The following is an 18,962-nucleotide window of genomic DNA, read 5'->3' as shown; positions in this document are numbered from 1 at the left end:
AACCTTTTTGGGAATCTAGCCAAGATAATCAGGGTCGCCTTTGGCGGCCCTATTTTTTTGTGGCCGCGCCCTTTGCTGTGGGGGCACCGCGATGGGTTGCGTGCAAAAGCGGAACAACCCAGAGAATTCCATTTCCTGCCCCGGCCCGCCTTGCTAAAGATCCGTAACAGGGCTGGCAGGCGATCTGCCCGATAGGAAAGGCCAGGGTCATGGATATTCGCACAATAGCAATGGGGCTGACCTTTGCCCTGATGTGGTCCTCTGCCTTTACCTCGGCGCGGATCATCGTGATGGATGCCTCGCCGCTGTTTTCGCTTGCGGTGCGTTTTCTGATTTCTGGCCTGATCGGCGTCGCCATTGCCCTCGCCCTGGGTCAAACTTGGCGGCTGAGCCGCGGCCAGTGGCGCGCCACGGTGATCTTTGGCCTATGCCAGAATGCGCTGTATCTGGGGCTCAACTTTGTCGCCATGCAATGGATCGAAGCCTCGCTGGCTGCCATCATCGCCTCAACCATGCCGCTCTGTGTGGCGCTGGCCTCCTGGGCGATCTTTGGCGACAGGATCAAGCCGCTGGGCCTGCTGGGCCTGATGGCAGGTGTGGCCGGTGTGGCGCTGATCATGGGCACTCGGATCAATGCCGGGGTAGATCTCTTTGGCCTTATGCTCTGCTTTGGCGGAGTCGCGGCCCTGACGGTGGCAACCCTGGCGCTGCGCGGCGCCACATCGGGTGGCAACTTCATGATGGTGGTGGGGCTGCAGATGCTAATTGGATCGGCCATCCTGTTTGTTGCGGCGCCACTCAGCGAAGAGATCTTTGTTACCCCCACCCTGCGGCTGGGACTGGCCTTCGCCTATACCACCCTGGTGCCCGGCTTGATGGCAACCTTTATCTGGGTGCTGCTGTTGAACCGTATCGGTGCCATTCGCGCCGCCACCTTTCATTTTCTCAACCCGGTCTTTGGCGTCGCCATCGCCAGCCTGCTTCTGGGAGAACGCCTTGGCCTGCTGGATGTGCTGGGGGTCGGGGTGGTAACCCTAGGCATTCTGGCAGTGCAACTCTCGCGCCAACCCAGCGTCAGCGCCGCAGCCGCACCAGAGACCGCCCGCCCACAGCCCAGATGACGCAGTATGAAATGCGCGCCACTTTGGCTTTATACCGCCTGGTTTTCTGAAAGAGAATCACGCCTGCGCCTGAAATAACGCCCAAAATATCAAGCACATGCCCCCCAGACCAAACCTTCGCCAGCCAGCCCGCAACGACCAGAAAGCGGGACGAAGCCAACTGCCGCTTCACTGTCGTCTGGCTGTTGTTCGAGATGCGTCGCCGGATCGACAGCTCATCCGGGAAGCCCGTTGATTCTTTCGATGGAGGCCAGGTCGTTGTCCCAGTTCGCGCGACTGGAAAAGCAGATATGCGCGTTGGGTCGTATGTCGATCGGACTATCAAGGGACCCTGCTGGCACGACAAGAAAGCCGACGTCTGCTTGAGAAACCGGCAGCGCGGAGCCGCAATCCATACAAAAGCTCTTCACGTGTCGTGACCCAGGAAGCTGGAATGTCTTGATATTTGCCTCGCCTGACACCCAGATTATCTTTGCCGTGGACGAAAACAGGTTTGCCGAATGGACCGAACCGCTGTCCTTGCGGCAGCGGCCGCAGTGGCACAGGAAAAAGCTCTCGAACTCTCCCGATATACTGAACTTCACAGTGCCACATAGGCACTGTCCGGTGGCCAGATTGTCGTTCATTCACACTCCTCTCGACATGCAAGCACCCTGCCGCCAGTCGAATGCAATTTCATTGAGCCCTTGTATCCGCGCGTAGGATCACGGTCAAATTTGACGCCAACCGGACCTTTAGCGCACCTGGGCGATAGGTCCGCTTTTCCAGCGTTTGGATCAATTGATCACGTGCCGACCAAAACGAGCTATCGGTAGACACGCGCCTGTGAACAGAAATTGCAATTTTCCAACCGCACCCCATCTTTCACCCCGTGGCCACCCGCGCCGCCAGAGGTTAAAACCATTCTGGAATACCGCACAGGACGGAGGATTTCATGACCAAATACAGCAAAGACCCCGCGGCCATTGCCGCCCTCTCTGAGGAAGAATTCTACGTCACACAACGCGCCGGCACCGAACGCCCCGGCACCGGCAAGCTGCTTACCAACAAAGAGGTCGGCATCTATGTCGACATCGTCTCGGGCGAGCCACTGTTTGCATCTGGCGACAAATACGATTCCGGCTGCGGCTGGCCCAGCTTTACCAAACCAATCGAACCCACCCATGTCAGCGAACTGGAAGATCGTGGCCTTGGCATGATCCGCACCGAAGTACGATCAACCCATGGCGACAGCCACCTGGGCCATGTCTTTCCCGACGGGCCAGCAGAACATGGCGGGCTGCGCTATTGCATCAACTCTGCCTCGCTGCGCTTTATCCCGCTGGCCGACATGGCAGACGAAGGCTATGCAGACTACATCAACCAGGTGGAGGAAAGATCATGAGCGAACGCGCTGTTCTGGCAGGGGGATGTTTTTGGGGCATGCAGGATCTGATCCGCAAGCGCAAAGGCGTGCTGCAAACCCGCGTCGGCTATACTGGTGGCGATGTGGCCCATGCCACCTATCAGAACCACGGCACCCATGCGGAAGGTATCGAAGTAATCTTTGACCCCAGCCAGACATCCTATCGGGATCTACTGGAGTTCTTCTTTCAGATCCACGATCCCACAACCGAAAACCGCCAGGGCAATGATCTGGGGATGAGCTACCGCTCGGCGATCTACTATGTCGATGACACCCAGAAGGCCACCGCGCTCGACACCATCGCAGATGTCGAAGCCTGCGGCCTCTGGCCTGGCAAAGTGGTCACCGAAGTCGAGCCTGTCGGCGATTTCTGGGAGGCGGAGCCAGAGCATCAAGACTATCTGAAGCGTCGGCCAGATGGCTATACCTGCCACTTTGCCCGCCCCGACTGGGTGTTGCCAAAACGCAAAGACGCAGCTGAATAACCAAGGTTAGAGCCGCACTAAGACCCGAGTCCCGCGCCATTTCGGCGCGGGCCATTTCGTCTCTGGCTGTTGTTCAGCCCCTCAGCCCTTGGCGACCCGGGGACGCCCACTGGCCTCGACCGTCACCATTGCTTCGACAAACACATCGCGCGCCTCGACTGTGGCGGTGCGAATGTCGCGGCTGATATCAATGTGGATATCCTGCGCACCGGCCAGTTCGGCGTCGCCGCGCGCCTGCCCCTGCAAGGCCTGTTCCAGCACCTGCAGCGCCGCATCAGAGCTGGAAAAGTCCTGCAGTCCACTCTCCAAATGGACCCGAAATTTCCCCTCGGCCGGGCAGGTAACACTGCCGCTGCGCCGCATGGTGACACGCCCGACAACCGCACCAATCGCATTGGCGACCCCGGCGTGTTGCGGCAGCAGCATGCGGCACTTCAACCGCTCCCCGACCGCCGGGTAATAACTGGGTGCCGAGGCCCCAAGCCCGACAACATCGACATTGATCGCAGCATTCAGCGCCAGAATGCCCCGGTGCGCCGCCAGCCCACGCTGAGTCAGGACATGGCGTGCCAGATCACGGGCCCGATCTGCACCCTGATCCTTGGCCGCCCCCTCGGGTGGCAGGCCAAAATCAGCGCCATCCTCAAAGAATGCAGTCTCTAACAAGGCCAATGAGGTCTGTTCAGTCAGCTGATCTACAATCATCTGCGCCAGGGTCTGGGCATCCGGGGCCAGGGGCTCTCCGCTACCAATCCGGCGACGGGCAAACAGCGTCAGCGCCTTTTCGGCCGCCAATCGATCCCAGACCTGCACCCGGCCCAGCAGATGGCTCGCATCCGAGGGCGTGATACCGGCAACCTGCACCAACCCCCGATCCAGCAGGCGGTTCAACGCCCCCTGATCCATCCGGTTCCGAAGGATCGTGCCCAGGGGGTGCACCTCTGTGCCGATGCGCTCCAACAGGGCGCGCTCTCGCGGGCCAATCCCGGCAGCGGGCAGGCCAGGAACCGCGCGCAGAAACCGACCATCATATTCCCCCACAACCGGCGCGTTTAGCTGCCTGTCCAAGGCACCATGCACCACCTCTGCGGCCTCAACCGCCATCAAGGAGATGGGCACCACCCGGCGCGGACCCAAAACCACCCCGCCCTGCAGGCCGCTGGCGCGCACATGCACCTGGCTGTCACCCCCCAGCCCAGTGGTGCGCATCGCCACCGCCTCGACCATGGTGCGGAAATCGCCCACCCGTGCGCCTGCAGGATCAATCGCCGGTTTCCCATCGCGGATCAGCGCCACATCGGTGGTGGTGCCGCCAATATCGCTGACCAAGGCATGATCCACCCCCGTCAACCAGCGCGCCCCCACAAGCGAAGCCGCCGGACCGCTCAGGATGGTTTCAATCGGACGTGCCCGGGCCTGTTGCGCCGACATCAGCGCACCATCACCGCGCACCACCATCATCGGCCCAGTAATACCCAGCTCGCCCAGCCTGTCTTGCGCCCGGCCAATCAACCGGTCAATCATCCCAATAAGCCGCGCATTCAGCACCGCCGTCAGGGCCCGCTTGGGTCCATTCAACCGGGCTGAAAGCTGATGCGAACAGGTCACGGGCTTTCCGGTTACCTCAGCAATAAGACTGGCAGCCGCCAGCTCATGCGCCGGATTACGCGTGGCAAAGAGCGAAGCCACGGCAAAGCCAGAAACCTCTGCCGCCTCTGTCTCTAAAAAGCTCTTTAGAGACAGAAAATCCAACGCGGTCACCTCCCCCCCCGCATGATTGTGCCCCCCCGCCACAACCAATGCCGGATCTCCTTTCAACGCCTCTTTCAACCCATGACGATCCAGATCGGTCGCTTCAAATCCAATGTAAATAAGCGCAATCTGACCGCCCTGCCCTTCGACCAGCGCATTGGTGGCCAGGGTGGTCGACAGGGCCGCCATACTGATCTCGGCTGCGTCACATCCCGATTGCAGCAATACCTCCCCTACAGCAGAGCCTATGCCAATGGCCAGATCCCCGCGCGTCGTCAGGGCCTTGGCGCTGGCGATCACCTCCACCTCATCGCGGATCAAAACCGCATCCGTATAGGTCCCGCCGGTATCGACCCCAAGCAATAGCGCCATGCCACCCTCTCCATTCCGTTCGCATGTCGGGTGTAACGCCTATTTGCGCCGGGTCCATCCTGTTTGCGTCATGTCCAGACGTTGAACAGCCCATCGTGCCGCATCTGCCACCGTGGGGTCTGGATCATCAACCAGGCCAGCCGCTACGGCACGCAGATCGGGCTGGTTGGAATTGCCAATTGCATAGAGCACATTCCGCACAAACCGATCCCGCCCCACCCGCTTGATTGGCGAGCCCGAAAAATACGCGCGAAACGCGGCATCATCCAGCACCGCCAGCTCTGCCAGTCTTGGCGCCTGTAATTCGGCGCGGGCTGCATAGCGCAGATCGCTGGCTGCGACGGCAAACTTATTCCAAGGACAGGCCGACAGACAGTCATCGCAGCCGTAAATCCGATTGCCCAGCTTGCGGCGCAGCTCTGGCTCAATCGGACCTTTGTGCTCAATCGTCAGATAGGAAATGCAGCGCCGCGCGTCCATCTGGTAAGGCGCAGTAAACGCCTCTGTCGGGCAAGCGGTCAAACAAGCCGAGCAAGAGCCACAGCGATCCGGTTCAGGCGCATCCACCGGCAGCTCAAGCGTAGTAAAAACAGAGCCTAGGAAGGCCCAATTTCCCCAATCTCGGCTCACCAGATTAGTATGTTTCCCCTGCCAACCCAGCCCTGCCGCCTGCCCCAGCGGCTTCTCCGGCACCGGTGCGGTGTCAACAAAAACCTTCACCTGCGCCGCCTCACCCTGCTGCTTTGCCGCGTCGATCAACCAGCGCGCCAGACGCTTCAGGCGCTTCTTGACCAGATCGTGATAATCCTTGTTGCGGGCATAGACCGAAACCGCACCACGATCAGCGCAGCCCACCACCGCCATCGGGTCTTCCTCCGGGGTGTAGCTCTCGGCCAGCATGATCACCGATCGCGCCTCCGGCCACAGCGCAGCGGGATCACCCCGCCAATGGCATCGCTCCGCCATCCAGCCCATCTGCCCGTGATAGCCCTTGTCAATAAACTGCTGCAGCCGGGCGGGCACCTGCGGCACATCACCGGGCCGACAGATCTTGCAGGCTACGAACCCCTCAGAAAGGGCCTGTGCAACCAACCGTTCCTTCAGTTCGGACCCATTCTTCATTTGGCCAACAATATCCTCAGGGGTGAATTGCCTTTGCAAAAGGCAAGAGGGGGCGGACAGCCCCCGCACTGCACGAACCGCTCAGAAGTCGAGATCGGCATAATGGGCGGGCGGGCGAAAACCGGCAATCTGATCCGCAAGGATTGAACGAAACGCTGGGCGCGATTTGATCTTGGCATACCAGTCTTTCACCACAGCCGAGCGGTTCCAATCGACATCTGAAATATAATCAAGCGAAGACAGATGCGCGGCGGCGGCAAAATCAGCCAGGCTCATCTGATCACCAGCCAGCCAGCGCCGATGGTCCAGCAGCCAGGTCATGTAATCAAGATGATACTTGATCGCCTTAGCCCCCGCCTTGACATTGCGACTGTCGGGATAACCTTCGCCGGTGACCTTCTTGTTGACCCGCTCATAGAGCAGCTTTGACGTTACCTCGCTGTGGAACTTGTCGTCAAACCAGCTGACAATACGGCGCACCTCATAGCGGCCATCGGGATCAGCGGGCATCAGGGGCGGCGTCGGCCGGGTCTCTTCCAGATACTCGCAGATCGCAGCGCTCTCAGCCATCATCTTGCCATCCAACCGGATGACCGGAACCTTGCCCGCCGGATTGCGGCGCAGAAAATCCGGATCCGCCTCCCAATAGCGTTCTTCTACCAGCTCGACTTCAATCTTTTTTTCCGCCAGCGACAGGCGAATTTTCCGACAAAAAGGTGAAAGCGGGACATGATAGAGACGGGCCATGGGAACTTTTGAAACTCCGGGTCGAGCTGCAGGAATGATTTCCAGCAATGCCCTGTGTGTCACAAAACTTCAATCCTCGAAACAGCCGGCCCGCCCATCTGCGCGGATGGTGGCTGCCCCGTCGCGGATACTGGCCGCCCGGCGCACCATAAACTTGCTTGGCCGTGCGGCAGACCGTTGCTTTGGATTGGGCAAAACCGCAGCAATCAGCGACGCCTGGCGGGCACTCAGTTGATCCGGGCCGACGCCAAAATAATGCCGTGCGGCGGCCTCGGCACCAAAGATGCCTTTGTCCATCTCGGCCACGTTGAGATAGACTTCAAGAATACGCTTTTTGCTCCAAAACACTTCGACCAGAGGGGTGAGCAGGGTTTCCAGCGCCTTGCGCGGCCAGCTGCGACCCTGCCACAGAAAGACGTTTTTTACCACCTGCTGCGACAGGGTAGAGCCACCCCGCTGGCCACCCTCGGCCAGGGCGGCGCGAATGGCCTGCACGTCGATCCCCCAGTGCTGGCAAAACCGCGCATCCTCGGCCGCCACGACAGAGCGCACCAGCACTGGCGCCATGTGATCTAGCGGCACCCATTCCTGATCTATCTGTCCCAGGCGGCGCTTTTCGCTCCAGATCGTGTGGGTGGTGGGCGGGTTCACCACCGAAAACAACAGCACCAAAAGCGTGGCCACGGCGGTAAAGCCCAGCACGGCGCGTAAAACCCACCGCCGAAGCCAGCGCAGCGGCATCGCCAGCCGCGTCCGAATCCAGCTGCCTGCGGGTTTTGCCTGCTTTTTGGTTTTTTTTGCTGCCTTTGCCATGCCTCTCTATAGAATAGCAGCGTCGGCAGAACCAACTGCAAAAGCCGCCTGCTGTGCGAGGATCCGCCGGATTCTCCAGGAAAAAATGCCCCGCAGGCGGTGAACCTACGGGGCATTTCAATTGGTGCTATCGGCGTGGGTCTATTCGGCGGGAACCGCCGCCTGCTCAGTGCTCAAGGGATGCGGCAGTTTGTCCAGCATTTCGGTTGGGCAAACCTGCAGGAAATTCCCCTTCTCCAGATCCCAGTTCTGCAGAATCTCTGCCGCCTTGCGACTGCCGGTTTCCGCCAGGTGGCGTTCGATCAGGCCCTTCATCTCTGCTTCCCAATGGGCCACCGTCACCGGACAGACCACCAGGCCTTCCATGTTCATCATGGTTTCCGCCTGGCCATCAGGATCATAGAGATAGGCCATACCGCCGGTCATGCCTGCGCCAAAGTTGGCCCCAATACTGCCAAGAATGACCGCAACGCCGCCCGTCATGTATTCGCAGCCACAGGCCCCACAACCTTCGATCACCACCTTGGCACCCGAGTTGCGCACACCAAAGCGTTCACCTGCGCGACCCGCCGCAAACAGGTAGCCATCGGTGGCACCATAGAGCACGGTATTGCCGACAATGGTGTTTTCGCTGGCAACCAGAGGCGAAGCCATCGGCGGACGCACCACAATGGTGCCACCTGACAGACCCTTGCCAACATAGTCATTGGCATCGCCCGACACTTCCAGCTTCAGCCCTGGCGCCGCAAAGGCCCCCAGAGATTGCCCGGCAGAGCCCTGCAATTTCACCGTCAGGTGATCCGGCTGGAAGGCATTGCGCATGCCAAAGTTGCGCACAATATGGCTCGAAGTGCGGGTTCCCACAGACCGGTGGGTGTTTTGCACCGCATAAGACAGCTGCATCTTTTCGCCATCCTGCAGGAAACGCGCCGCGTCGCGGACAATTTCGCTGTCCAGGGTATCTGGCACCGGGTTGCGCTCCTTGTCGCGGTTGTAAACGATATTGGCAGAGCCATCGACGGTGATCAGCAGCGGGTTCAGATCCAGATCATCCAGATGTGCCGAGCCACGCGACACCTGCGCCAACAGATCGGCACGGCCGATCACCTCGTCCAGGCTGCGCGCACCGATAGCGGCCAGGATTTCCCGCACTTCCTGCGCATAGAAGGTGATCAGATTGACCACTTTATCCGCCGAGCCGGTGAACTTGTCCCGCAGGGCTTCGTCTTGGGTACAGACGCCAACCGGGCAGGTGTTGGACTGGCACTGGCGCACCATGATGCAGCCCATGGCGATCAGCGCCGCGGTGCCGATGCCGTATTCCTCGGCCCCGAGCATCGCCGCCATGACGATATCGCGCCCGGTGCGCAGCCCCCCATCGGTCCGCAGGGTGACGCGTTCGCGCAGGTTGTTCATCGCCAGCACTTGATGCGCCTCTGTGAGACCCATTTCCCAGGGCAGACCAGCGTATTTGATCGAGGTCGCAGGCGACGCCCCGGTACCACCATTGTGGCCGGAGATCAGGATGATATCGGCCTTGGCCTTGGCCACGCCAGCAGCGATGGTGCCAACCCCGGAGGAGGCCACCAGTTTCACTGTCACTTTGCAGCGCGGGTTGATCTGTTTCAGATCGTAGATCAGCTGCGCCAGATCCTCGATCGAATAGATATCGTGGTGCGGTGGCGGAGAAATCAGGGTCACGCCCTTGGTCGAGTGGCGCAGGCGGGCAATCAGGTCAGTGACCTTCATCCCCGGCAGCTGGCCGCCCTCACCGGGCTTGGCTCCCTGGGCCACCTTGATTTCCAGCTCTTCGCATTGGTTCAGATATTCGGCAGTGACGCCAAACCGACCCGAGGCCACCTGTTTGATCTTGGCAGATGGGTTGTCGCCATTGGGTTCCGGCACAAAATGCGCCGGGTCTTCGCCGCCCTCGCCAGAGTCAGATTTGGCCCCGATCCGGTTCATCGCCACGTTCAGCGTTTTATGCGCCTCAGGCGACAGGGCACCCAGGCTCATGCCCGGAGTGACAAAGCGTTTGCGGATCGAGGTGATGCTTTCCACTTCCTCAATCGGCACCGATTTGCCAAGCGGCTTGATGTCCAGCAGATCACGCAGATGGATCGGCGGGTTGCTTTGCATCTTGGCAGAATACTGCTTCCACATCTCGAATGAGGCGCGGTTACAAGCCATCTGCAACATATGCATCGAGGTGGCTTCCCAGGCATGGGTCTCGCCGGATTTGCGCGCTTTGTAAAAGCCCCCAATTGGCAGGATATTTTCAGCGCTCTTCCACCCTCTGGCGTGGATTTCTTCCGCCTTGACCTGGATCCCGCTGACGCCGATGCCGGAAATACGGCTTGTCATGCCGGGGAAGAATTCGGCGCACATGGCGCGGCTCAGGCCCACGGCTTCGAAGTTGAGCCCACCACGATAGGAAGAGATCACCGAGATCCCCATTTTCGCCATGATCTTGAGAAGGCCCTGGTCGATGGCATTGCGGTAGCGCGCCACATTTTCGGTCAGGGTGCCATCCAGCAAGCCGCGTTCAATGCGGTCGGCCAGCGAATCTTCGGCCAGATAGGCATTGACCACGGTGGCACCACAGCCGATCAGCACAGCAAAATAATGCGGGTCCACACATTCGGCGGCACGCACATTGATCGAGCAGAAGGTCCGCAGGCCCTTGCGCGTCAGATGCGAATGCACTGCCGATGTCGCCAGAATCATCGGCATGGCAACACGGCTGACATCAGAATATTGATCGCTCAGCACCAGATGCCCGGCACCTGAACGCACCGCATCTTCGGCTTCGGCGCGGATACGGTCCAGCGCCTGGCTAAGCGAACCCTCGGCCGGATCAAAGGAACAGTCGATTTCCGCCAGTGGGGCAGTGAATTCACTGACCAGCTTGTCCCATTGGGCATTGCCGACAAAGGGGCTTTCCAGCACGACGATTTCGGTCTGACTGCTGTCTTCATCCAGCACGTTTTTGAGGTTGCTGAAGCGGGTCTTCAGCGACATCACCCGGAATTCACGCAGTGAATCGATCGGCGGGTTGGTCACCTGGCTAAAGTTCTGGCGGAAGAAATGCGACAGTGGGCGGTACTGTTTCGACAGCACGGCCGAGGGCGTGTCATCGCCCATGGATGCCAGGGTTTCCTTGCCATCTTCGGCCATTGGCGACAGGATCTGCTCCAGCTCTTCGATGGTATAGCCCGCAGCCACCTGACGGCGACGCAGCTCTTCTCCGGTAAAGAGCGGCGCTTCGGTGACGGTGGCTAGGGTGGCATCCACATCGTTGATCTTGCTCACCCAGTCGCCAAAGGGCAGCGCTGCAGAGAGTTTATTCTTGATCGCGGTATCGTGGTACAACTTGCCCTTTTTCATATCCACAGCCAGCATCTGGCCAGGGCCAAGCGCGCCTTTTTCCACCACGGTGGCCTCGTCGATTGGCACCATCCCTGCCTCGGAACCGGCAATCACCAGCCCATCGCCAGTGACCACATAGCGCATTGGGCGCAGGCCGTTGCGGTCCAGACCAGCGCAGACCCAGCGGCCATCGGTCATCGCCAACGCCGCCGGACCATCCCAGGGCTCCATCACCGAGTTGCAGTAGGAATACATGTCACGCCAGGCTTCGGGCAGCTCAACCGCCTGTTTCGACCAGCTTTCGGGCACCAGCATGGTCTTGGCCATCGGTGCCGACCGGCCAGCCCGCACCAGCACTTCGAACACACCATCCAGCGCCGCAGAATCAGAGGCTCCGCCGGCGATGATCGGCTTGATATCTTCGGCGTGGTCGCCAAAGGTGGTGCTGGCCATGCGGATTTCGTGGCTTTTCAGCCAGTTCATATTGCCGCGCAGGGTGTTGATTTCGCCGTTATGTGCCAACATGCGGAAGGGCTGGGCCAGCCACCACTGCGGGAAAGTATTGGTGGAATAGCGCTGGTGATAGATCGCAAAGGCGCTCTCAAACCGTTCATCCATCAGATCGGGGTAGAAGACAGCAACCTGTTCCGCCAGCATCATGCCTTTGTAGATGATCGAGCGGCAGGACAGCGAGGCAAGATACAGCTCGCCGATCCCGGCAGCGGCAGCGGCCTTCTCAATGCGACGGCGGATCACATAAAGCTCGCGCTCAAAGGTTTCCTCATCCACGCCCTTGGAGTTGGAGATCAGGATCTGTTCGATTTCGGGGCGGGTTGCATTGGCCTTGCCGCCAAGGCAGGTCACATCCACCGGGACATGGCGCCAGCCATAGATGTAATAGCCCATACGCAGGACTTCGGTTTCAACGATGGTCCGGCAGGTTTCCTGGGCGCCGAAATCGGTGCGCGGCAGAAAGACCTGGCCCACGGCCATCAACTGATCTTCGCGTGGCACATGGCCGGTGCGCTTGATCTGATCATAAAAGAATGGCACCGGGATCTGCACATGAATGCCAGCCCCGTCCCCGGTCTTGCCATCGGCATCAACCGCACCACGGTGCCAAATCGCCTTGAGCGCATTAATACCGGCCTCAACGACGCTGCGGCTGGCCTTGCCATCCACCGCCACCACAAGCCCAACCCCGCAAGAGGAATGCTCTTCTGCTTCGGTATAAAGACCGTTTTCCGCCATCCACTTACGCTTGGCTTCTTCGGCGCGCACCCAGTCCGCGTCATAGTTGACTGCATCACGATTGGTCATTGGTCGTCTCCTTCTGCCGCGCGGCGAAACGCTGTCATTACATCCGCTTCGGTCATCTGCCGTTGCGTTCCAGTAAAGGCGTAGCCTTCGGGTTTCTTGTCGATATAGAATTCCAGGTCGAGAGTGTTCCCGCCGTTATTTTCAAAGAGGCCAGCAGCCATTTGGACCTGGCCGTGCATGTCACCGGGCGCGGTAATGCGATACCAAAGCGCCGAGCCGCAGGTGCTGCAAAAGGCGCGTTCTGCCCAGTCGGACGACCTATAGGTCGTTACCGACCCCAGTGCTGCATAGCCCGAGGCAGCCGGGATGGTCATCAACGCCGAGCTGGTCCAGCGGCGGCACATATCACAGTGACAGGCCCGCAAAGTATTTTGCGCTGGCGTCATTGACACGGTAACCGCGCCGCACATGCATTGGCCTTGCAACTCGCTCATCTACCCTGGCTCCCTTGCGGTGGCTTTTGTGACTACTCAGCTGCGACCAAGGCAGCAGCACTGTTAAAACGCTCAACCAGCGCATCGGCGCAGTCGCGGCCATCCTTGATCGCCCAGACCACCAGCGAGGCACCGCGCACGATGTCGCCAATGGCATAGACACCATCCAGATCGGTCGCGCCGGTACGGAACGCCGCCTTGATGGTGCCCCAGCGGGTCACGGGCAGATCGGGCTGGTCCCACAGGGTTGGCAGCGCTTCCGGCTCAAAGCCCAGCGCCTTGATCACCAGATCGGCCTCTTCCACATAATCGGCACCCTCGATCACCTCGGGAGCCTGACGTCCGGTGGCATCGGGCTGGCCTAGGCGCATGTTTTGCACCATAACGCCCGAAACCTTGCCGCCTACATCCGCAAAGCCTTTGGGCGCGGTCAGCCATTCAAACTGCACACCTTCTTCTTCGGCATTCTGAGTTTCACGCTGCGAACCGGGCATATTGGCGCGGTCGCGGCGGTACAGACATTTGACCGAAGTAGCCCCCTGACGGATCGAGGTGCGCAGGCAATCCATCGCGGTGTCGCCACCGCCGATCACCACAACCTTCTTGCCCTCTGCATTCAGGGTGCCGTTTTCAAACTCTTCCACCGTGTCGCCAAAGTTCGACGCGCGGTTGGCAGCTGTGAGGAAATCAATCGCCTTGACGATACCAGAGGCACCAGAGCCGGGCATTTCCAGATCACGCGATTTATAGACGCCGGTAGCAATGATCACCGCGTCATGCTTGGCGCGGATCTCTTCAAAACTGATGTCTTCGCCAATATTGCAATTCATCACAAAGGTGACGCCGCCCTCGGCCAGCAACGCGTTACGGCGCATCACCACGTCTTTTTCCAGCTTGAAACCCGGAATACCATAGGTCAGCAAGCCGCCCGCCCGGTCATAGCGATCATAAACCGTGACCTGGATGCCCGCACGGCGCAGCATATCCGCTGCCGCCAACCCGCCAGGGCCCGCGCCGATGATACCAACGCTTTCGCCGCGTTCCTGTATCGGGACAATCGGTTTGACCCAGCCCTTATCCCAGGCGGTATCGGTAATGTATTTTTCAACCGCACCGATGGTGACGGTGCCATGGCCCGACTGTTCAATCACGCAGTTGCCTTCGCACAGACGGTCCTGCGGGCAGATGCGGCCACAGATTTCGGGGAAGGTATTGGTGGCCTGGGAGGTTTCATAGGCCTCTTGCAGGCGACCAGTCGCCGTCAGATGCAGCCAGTCGGGGATGTTATTGTGCAGCGGGCAATGGGACTGACAATAGGGCACCCCACATTGGCTGCAGCGGCTGGCTTGCTCTTCGGCCTTGGCGGCAGCGTATTCCGCATAGATTTCGTCAAAATCTTCCCGCCGAGTATCAGCGGCGCGCTTTTGCGGCATATCGCGTTCGATCTTCACGAATTTGAGCATCGGTTGCTTGGCCATGGGCGAACTCCCTAGTTTGGCTGGCTGCGACAGGTCCGGCTGGAGCGCTGCGAGATTAGGTAAACATTGCTGACCCATATTGAGCAGCTTCAGCCCGTGATACTGGTTTCTTCAGAAATGTACAGGAATTTTAGGACCACATCGGACCCAAAACCACCCTTCCCTATCTCGCTGCAGGATTTATACAAGAAGGCATTGCTTTCACCCCTGACATCCCGCCAAACCCTGGGCCAAGCACCAGGGGAAATACCGCGCCAAAGTTCCGTGACATCTCTTTTCAGGACCCCCTATTATGCCACTACTGCAACTTATTCTTGTCGCGCTGATCCAGGGGATAACTGAATTTCTACCGGTTTCCTCCTCCGGGCATCTGATTCTCTTGCCCGGTCTGACCGGGTACGCCGATCAGGGACAGGTGATCGACGTGGCAGTCCATGTTGGCACCCTTGCGGCAGTCGTGATCTACTTCTGGCAGGATGTGCGTATCGGGTTGATCGGACTTGACCGACTGGCGCGGGGCCGGGCAGATACCCCTGGCGCGCGGCTGGCGCTCGGGCTGATCGTCGCCACCATCCCCACGGTGCTGTTTGGGGCCTTTCTGCATTTCACCCATCTCAGTGATGCGCTGCGCACCCCGGCAGTGATTGGCTGGACCATGCTGATCTTTGGCATCGTGCTCTATGTGGCGGACCAAAAGGGCGACACCCAAAAACAGGCCAAAGACTGGGGGCTACGCGATGCGCTGATCATGGGGCTGTGGCAGATAATTGCCCTGATCCCGGGCACCTCTCGGTCTGGCATCACCATCACCGGGGCTCGGCAATTGGGGTATGACCGCGAAGATGGCGCCCGGATTGCCATGCTGATGTCGATCCCGACCATCATCGCTTCGGGCCTTTTGCTGGGAACCGAGGTCGCGCTAGAGGCCAATATGGATCTGATCCGCGACGCAGCCCTTGCCGCCCTTCTGGCCCTGCTCTCTGCCCTCGCAGCGCTGAGCCTGATGATGCGGTTGCTGCGCTCGGTCAGCTTTACGCCCTATGTGATCTATCGGGTGCTTCTGGGCCTTGCCTTGCTGGGCTATGCCTACGGGACCTGACCACCACACACCCCACCGCACAAAAAGAAAGGGGCGCCGGATCTCTCCGCGCCCCGTCTTGATCTATCGCCGCAAAGGCCAGACCTCAGGTGTCGCCCTTAAGATTCCGCGCCGAGGCGGTCATCTCGTCATACTGACCAGAGGGGCGGAATTTCCACAGATAGCTTGGCAGGATCGGGCCGAGCATTTCCGGGGTAATGCCAAGATCCACAAAGCCAAGCGCGCCGTCAGAAACCACATTGTCCCGGCCCAGGTTTTTCAGCTGGTCGCGGGTCAGCACCTTGTTTTCGATCAGTTGCAGACTGATAGTCTGTAACATGTCAAAGCCAAAGGCGATGGGCCAAGCCGAAAAGCCCGGCAACGACAGCACCAAGCGACGGCGTAGGATGACATCGCACATCTGCTTCATCAGCGCCGCAAAGCTCTTTACCTCGGGGCCACCCAATTCATAAATGCCGGGCTTGGCTTCGCCCAGCACCCCCATGACCGCAGCGCGGGCCACATCATCGACATAGACTGGCTGGAACAACGTCTTGCCCTTGGCAATCGGCAACACCGGCGACAGGCTGGCCATGCCGGCGAACCGATTAAAGAACTGATCTTCAGCGCCAAAAATAACCGAAGGACGCAAAATCACCGCATCCGGGAAGGCTGCAAGAACGGCCGCTTCGCCCTGTGCCTTGGTGCGGGCATATTCGCTGACACCTTGGGGATCGGCACCCAGCGCTGAAATATGCACCAACTGTCCAATTCCCTGGCTTTGAGCGATCTGCGCCACCCGCGCCGCGCCTTCTGCCTGGACCGCAGAGAACGTGTTCTTGCCATACGCGTTCAGCACGCCAACGCAGTTCACCACCGCATCCGCGCCCTGCATCACAGCCGCAACCGAGCCCGCATCGCGGATATTGCACAGAACCGGCTCGACCTGACCTGGCACGCCGTAGGGCTTTACATGCATGGCCTCATTGGGTCTGCGAACCGCAACCCGCACCCGCCAGCCCTCTTTTGCCATGCGCCGTGCGATGTAACGGCCGACAAAACCAGACCCGCCATAAATCGTGACCAGTTTGGACATCTCTTGGCTCCTGAAATAGCTATGCCACCGATCTACCGCTCCTTCGCCTTTCAAACAAGGCGCAAAACATATCGACAGCGGCACAATGGCAGCAGTTTCTGCATTTGCCCGTCACGCAGGCTGCGAAGCTTTCAGTTGCCTCACGCTCTATTCAGGACTACCAAGATTACCCAAGGATCGTCACCTAATGCATTATAAAGACGCAATTAAAAGTCATCTTTAACAAGGCCGACACGCGCATAGCAAAGAGATACAAAAAATGGCAGCAATTCCTGGAAGATCCCAAGTGCTTACCAGTCTTGAAAGCGACCGAATGGACCTGGAGAGCTTCATCACGGAATTCTACCGCATCTTCTTTGACCTGTCGCCGCAGGTCCGGCCACTTTTCCCAACTGATACAGGGCGGCTAGAGGCAAAGATGATGGCCACCCTGACCCATCTGGCCGAGGCACTGGACAGCAACACGCGGCTAGATGCGATCCTTCGCAAGCTGGGCGACGAGCATCGCGGCATGCAGATCTCTGATGCCCATTTCGAAAGTTTCATCCAGAGCTTCATCACTGCGCTTTCCAGAACACTTGGCCCGGATTGGAACACAGAGAGCCATCAGGCCTGGGACAATTTCCTGCGTTTTGTGGCCAAAAGGATGAACTATTCAGCCGAGGCCTAACCCCCATAACAACGCAAAGACCGCGCCACCTAACCCGGCAAAAATAGTTTTTACAAAAAACTGAAAAATCTATTTGACGCCCCCCGCGCTGGGGCCTATACGCCCCCTCACGACACCTGCCCAGGTGGCGGAATTGGTAGACGCGCTAGCTTCAGGTGCTAGTATTGGCAACGATGTGGAGGTTCGAGTCCTCTCCTGGGCACCAGTTGATCAGATTTTTTTCGTTGAGTTTCGGTAGGACGGATTAGACCTCATATCGCCAGCCTCCCCCCTCAAATCAGCTCGAGAGCACCATAAGATCGGCTACGCCAATTTGGTCACGAATGATCTGACTTCGGCTGGCAATCCCTCCATTTTTCATGGGATCTATCAGTAGAATCTAGGCTGCTTTTAGTTTCTGTATTCGCGTCATAGCTTCGATGCCCATGTTGGGGTCGGACAAATGGAGCTTACCTTGTCCGGCTCCCCGCCTCCCGCGCTTGAGCGTAGCTTCAAGTGGAACCTGATACCATCGGACTGGAGGCGAAAATGCCCCTTAGAAATCACCATTGGTGCGTGCATTTGTAAGAATGTAATAATGAATCCAATAGCCTAATTGCAGCGGAGGGGCCTAGAACGCTCGTGTGCGTATTCATGGGCAATGGCTATAGACTGACCTAAAGTGGCTTGAAGATTCACTCGAGTTTGAAAGGGAAGCGGCAAACTTGGCGCGAACTCCTAAGCTCGGCTTCTTGGGAAAAATCACGCAAGATATCGAATAAATAGGGTTTCATATTTTTATGTATTATCCGCGACGCACAAAGTTATGTACGCCGCGCAATTGTATCCGCTTCCCTAAAAGCGATTGTAGGGCAGCGCGAAGCACTTCATTTCCGCTACTGAACTTAAAGAAGAAATTATCCACTTGCCGCCCAAAGAGTTTCGCAGCGATTGCGCATAGTATTTCGCAACTGCCTCATACTTCTTCGCCACAGACCACTGGATTTAATCGTTTCTCCCATCAGAGAACGAACCAATATTCTTGATCACTGGATAGCACAGCTGTTGGTTATCTGGAAGAAAAAATCGGTATTCAATCATCCTCACCCCCGAGCGAAAGAAGTTTAGAGTCGAAAACTTCCGCAGGATTATGGACTAATTTTTCGTCCAGAAGTTGATCAGACTGGCAAGCGGCAAGCATGATTGCAACCCAGTGCGCGGTGCCGTCTGTAACCACACAATCAAAGAGGTCGCGACCGACGGCAGCTAAGCAGACAAGAAGCTTATCGATGTTCGTTGCGATGCGGTTGATGACCATCCCCGGCGTTGGCCCTATTGCAGCCCTCACATTCAAGGCGGCTGTCGACGATCCGAGCCGGTTCAAACGTTCGCGTACAGATGGAGCACACTTTGGCCTGACTCCAAGGCGCTTTCAGTCTGGAGAGCATGACAATCCCGGGAGAATATCAAAGGCTGGGGATAGAGATGTTCGCGCAACTCTTTACGCCGCTGCCAACGCATTGCTCATGCGAACGATGGCAGGGTTACAAATCAAATCATGGGGCATGCGATTGATGCGCACCAAAGGTCGCCGACGCGCTGTAGTTGCCGTCGCCCGCAAGCTCGCCGTTCTGCTCCACCGTATGTGGATCGACGGCAGTGAATTCCGTCAGGAATCAGTTGGAGGTACGGCATGAAAAAGTAGCCTACCAACTAACCTG

At 58.6% G+C, this 18,962-nt stretch carries 15 protein-coding genes, 1 tRNA gene and 1 pseudogene; 7 read left to right on the top strand and 10 right to left on the bottom strand.

Translation table 11 applies throughout. The annotated features are described in order from the left end of the window. Positions 1–209 precede the first annotated feature (209 nt). Positions 210–1,121, top strand: coding sequence for a DMT family transporter (locus LRK71_RS05215; RefSeq protein ID WP_232401585.1), 912 nt, complete (start codon positions 210–212; stop codon positions 1,119–1,121). 215 nt (positions 1,122–1,336) lie between these two features. Here the strand turns inward: LRK71_RS05215 and LRK71_RS05210 are convergent, their stop codons facing one another. Beyond that, positions 1,337–1,747 carry a GFA family protein gene (locus LRK71_RS05210; protein WP_232401582.1) on the bottom strand — a complete coding sequence of 137 codons (411 nt, stop codon included), beginning with the start codon at positions 1,745–1,747 and terminating at the stop codon, positions 1,337–1,339. 308 nt (positions 1,748–2,055) lie between these two features. On the opposite strand from LRK71_RS05210, the gene msrB reads away from it, so the two are divergent. Together msrB and msrA are read left to right on the top strand one after the other, a co-directional pair. Then, complete coding sequence (gene msrB, locus LRK71_RS05205) at positions 2,056–2,505, top strand: peptide-methionine (R)-S-oxide reductase MsrB (protein ID WP_232401580.1); 450 nt, start codon at positions 2,056–2,058, stop codon at positions 2,503–2,505. Then, positions 2,502–3,011: a peptide-methionine (S)-S-oxide reductase MsrA gene (msrA, locus tag LRK71_RS05200; protein WP_232401578.1), complete on the top strand. Its 510-nt coding sequence runs from the start codon at positions 2,502–2,504 to the stop codon at positions 3,009–3,011. Before msrB ends, msrA begins: the two co-directional genes overlap by 4 nt. A gap of 81 nt (positions 3,012–3,092) precedes the next feature. Here msrA and LRK71_RS05195 read toward each other — a convergent pair whose 3' ends face one another. The 7 genes from LRK71_RS05195 to LRK71_RS05165 form a co-directional block, all read right to left on the bottom strand. Next, entirely contained in the window at positions 3,093–5,135 is a 2,043-nt protein-coding gene (locus LRK71_RS05195) for a hydantoinase/oxoprolinase family protein (protein WP_232401576.1), read from the bottom strand. Positions 5,136–5,174: 39 nt separating this feature from the next. Next, the gene (gene queG / locus LRK71_RS05190) at positions 5,175–6,257 is read right to left on the bottom strand and encodes a tRNA epoxyqueuosine(34) reductase QueG (protein ID WP_232401574.1); all 1,083 of its coding nucleotides are present in this window, start codon (positions 6,255–6,257) and stop codon (positions 5,175–5,177) included. 81 nt (positions 6,258–6,338) lie between these two features. After that, positions 6,339–7,004: an FtsZ-binding protein FzlA gene (gene fzlA / locus LRK71_RS05185; RefSeq protein WP_232401572.1), complete on the bottom strand. Its 666-nt coding sequence runs from the start codon at positions 7,002–7,004 to the stop codon at positions 6,339–6,341. Between the two features lie 69 nt (positions 7,005–7,073). After that, positions 7,074–7,817: a monofunctional biosynthetic peptidoglycan transglycosylase gene (gene mtgA / locus LRK71_RS05180; RefSeq protein WP_232401570.1), complete on the bottom strand. Its 744-nt coding sequence runs from the start codon at positions 7,815–7,817 to the stop codon at positions 7,074–7,076. Positions 7,818–7,958: 141 nt separating this feature from the next. Beyond that, entirely contained in the window at positions 7,959–12,506 is a 4,548-nt protein-coding gene (gene gltB, locus LRK71_RS05175) for a glutamate synthase large subunit (protein ID WP_232401568.1), read from the bottom strand. Beyond that, entirely contained in the window at positions 12,503–12,940 is a 438-nt protein-coding gene (locus LRK71_RS05170) for a GFA family protein (RefSeq protein WP_232401565.1), read from the bottom strand. Before LRK71_RS05170 ends, gltB begins: the two co-directional genes overlap by 4 nt. A 32-nt stretch (positions 12,941–12,972) precedes the next feature. Beyond that, on the bottom strand, positions 12,973–14,418 hold the full coding sequence (locus LRK71_RS05165; RefSeq protein WP_232401563.1) for an NAD(P)-dependent oxidoreductase: 1,446 nt from the start codon (positions 14,416–14,418) through the stop codon (positions 12,973–12,975). A gap of 292 nt (positions 14,419–14,710) precedes the next feature. Here LRK71_RS05165 and LRK71_RS05160 point away from each other — a divergent pair, with 292 nt between their 5' ends. Beyond that, positions 14,711–15,517, top strand: coding sequence for an undecaprenyl-diphosphate phosphatase (locus tag LRK71_RS05160; protein ID WP_232401561.1), 807 nt, complete (start codon positions 14,711–14,713; stop codon positions 15,515–15,517). Between the two features lie 85 nt (positions 15,518–15,602). On the opposite strand, the gene LRK71_RS05155 is transcribed toward LRK71_RS05160, so the two are convergent. Then, a complete protein-coding gene (locus LRK71_RS05155; protein WP_232401559.1) occupies positions 15,603–16,592 on the bottom strand; it encodes a complex I NDUFA9 subunit family protein in 990 nt (329 codons plus the stop codon). A 259-nt stretch (positions 16,593–16,851) separates the two neighbouring features. Between LRK71_RS05155 and LRK71_RS05150 the strand changes: the two genes are divergently transcribed. Both LRK71_RS05150 and LRK71_RS05145 read left to right on the top strand, forming a co-directional pair. Continuing rightward, a complete protein-coding gene (locus LRK71_RS05150; protein ID WP_232401557.1) occupies positions 16,852–17,262 on the top strand; it encodes a globin in 411 nt (136 codons plus the stop codon). A gap of 118 nt (positions 17,263–17,380) precedes the next feature. Then, positions 17,381–17,467 (top strand) — tRNA-Leu (locus LRK71_RS05145). Between the two features lie 867 nt (positions 17,468–18,334). Here the strand turns inward: LRK71_RS05145 and LRK71_RS05140 are convergent. Next, positions 18,335–18,559: a hypothetical protein gene (locus LRK71_RS05140; protein ID WP_176248750.1), complete on the bottom strand. Its 225-nt coding sequence runs from the start codon at positions 18,557–18,559 to the stop codon at positions 18,335–18,337. Here LRK71_RS05140 and LRK71_RS05135 point away from each other — a divergent pair. After that, positions 18,537–18,938, top strand: a pseudogene (locus LRK71_RS05135) (transposase); the annotation flags it as partial. The gene LRK71_RS05140 and the pseudogene LRK71_RS05135 overlap by 23 nt on opposite strands. Positions 18,939–18,962 lie beyond the last annotated feature (24 nt).

It is taken from the genome of Pseudophaeobacter flagellatus (genome assembly GCF_021228235.1).
GTDB lineage: Bacteria > Pseudomonadota > Alphaproteobacteria > Rhodobacterales > Rhodobacteraceae > Pseudophaeobacter > Pseudophaeobacter flagellatus.
Note: the sequence above shows the minus strand (reverse complement) of the source record. Positions and strands in the feature narration are given on the sequence as shown.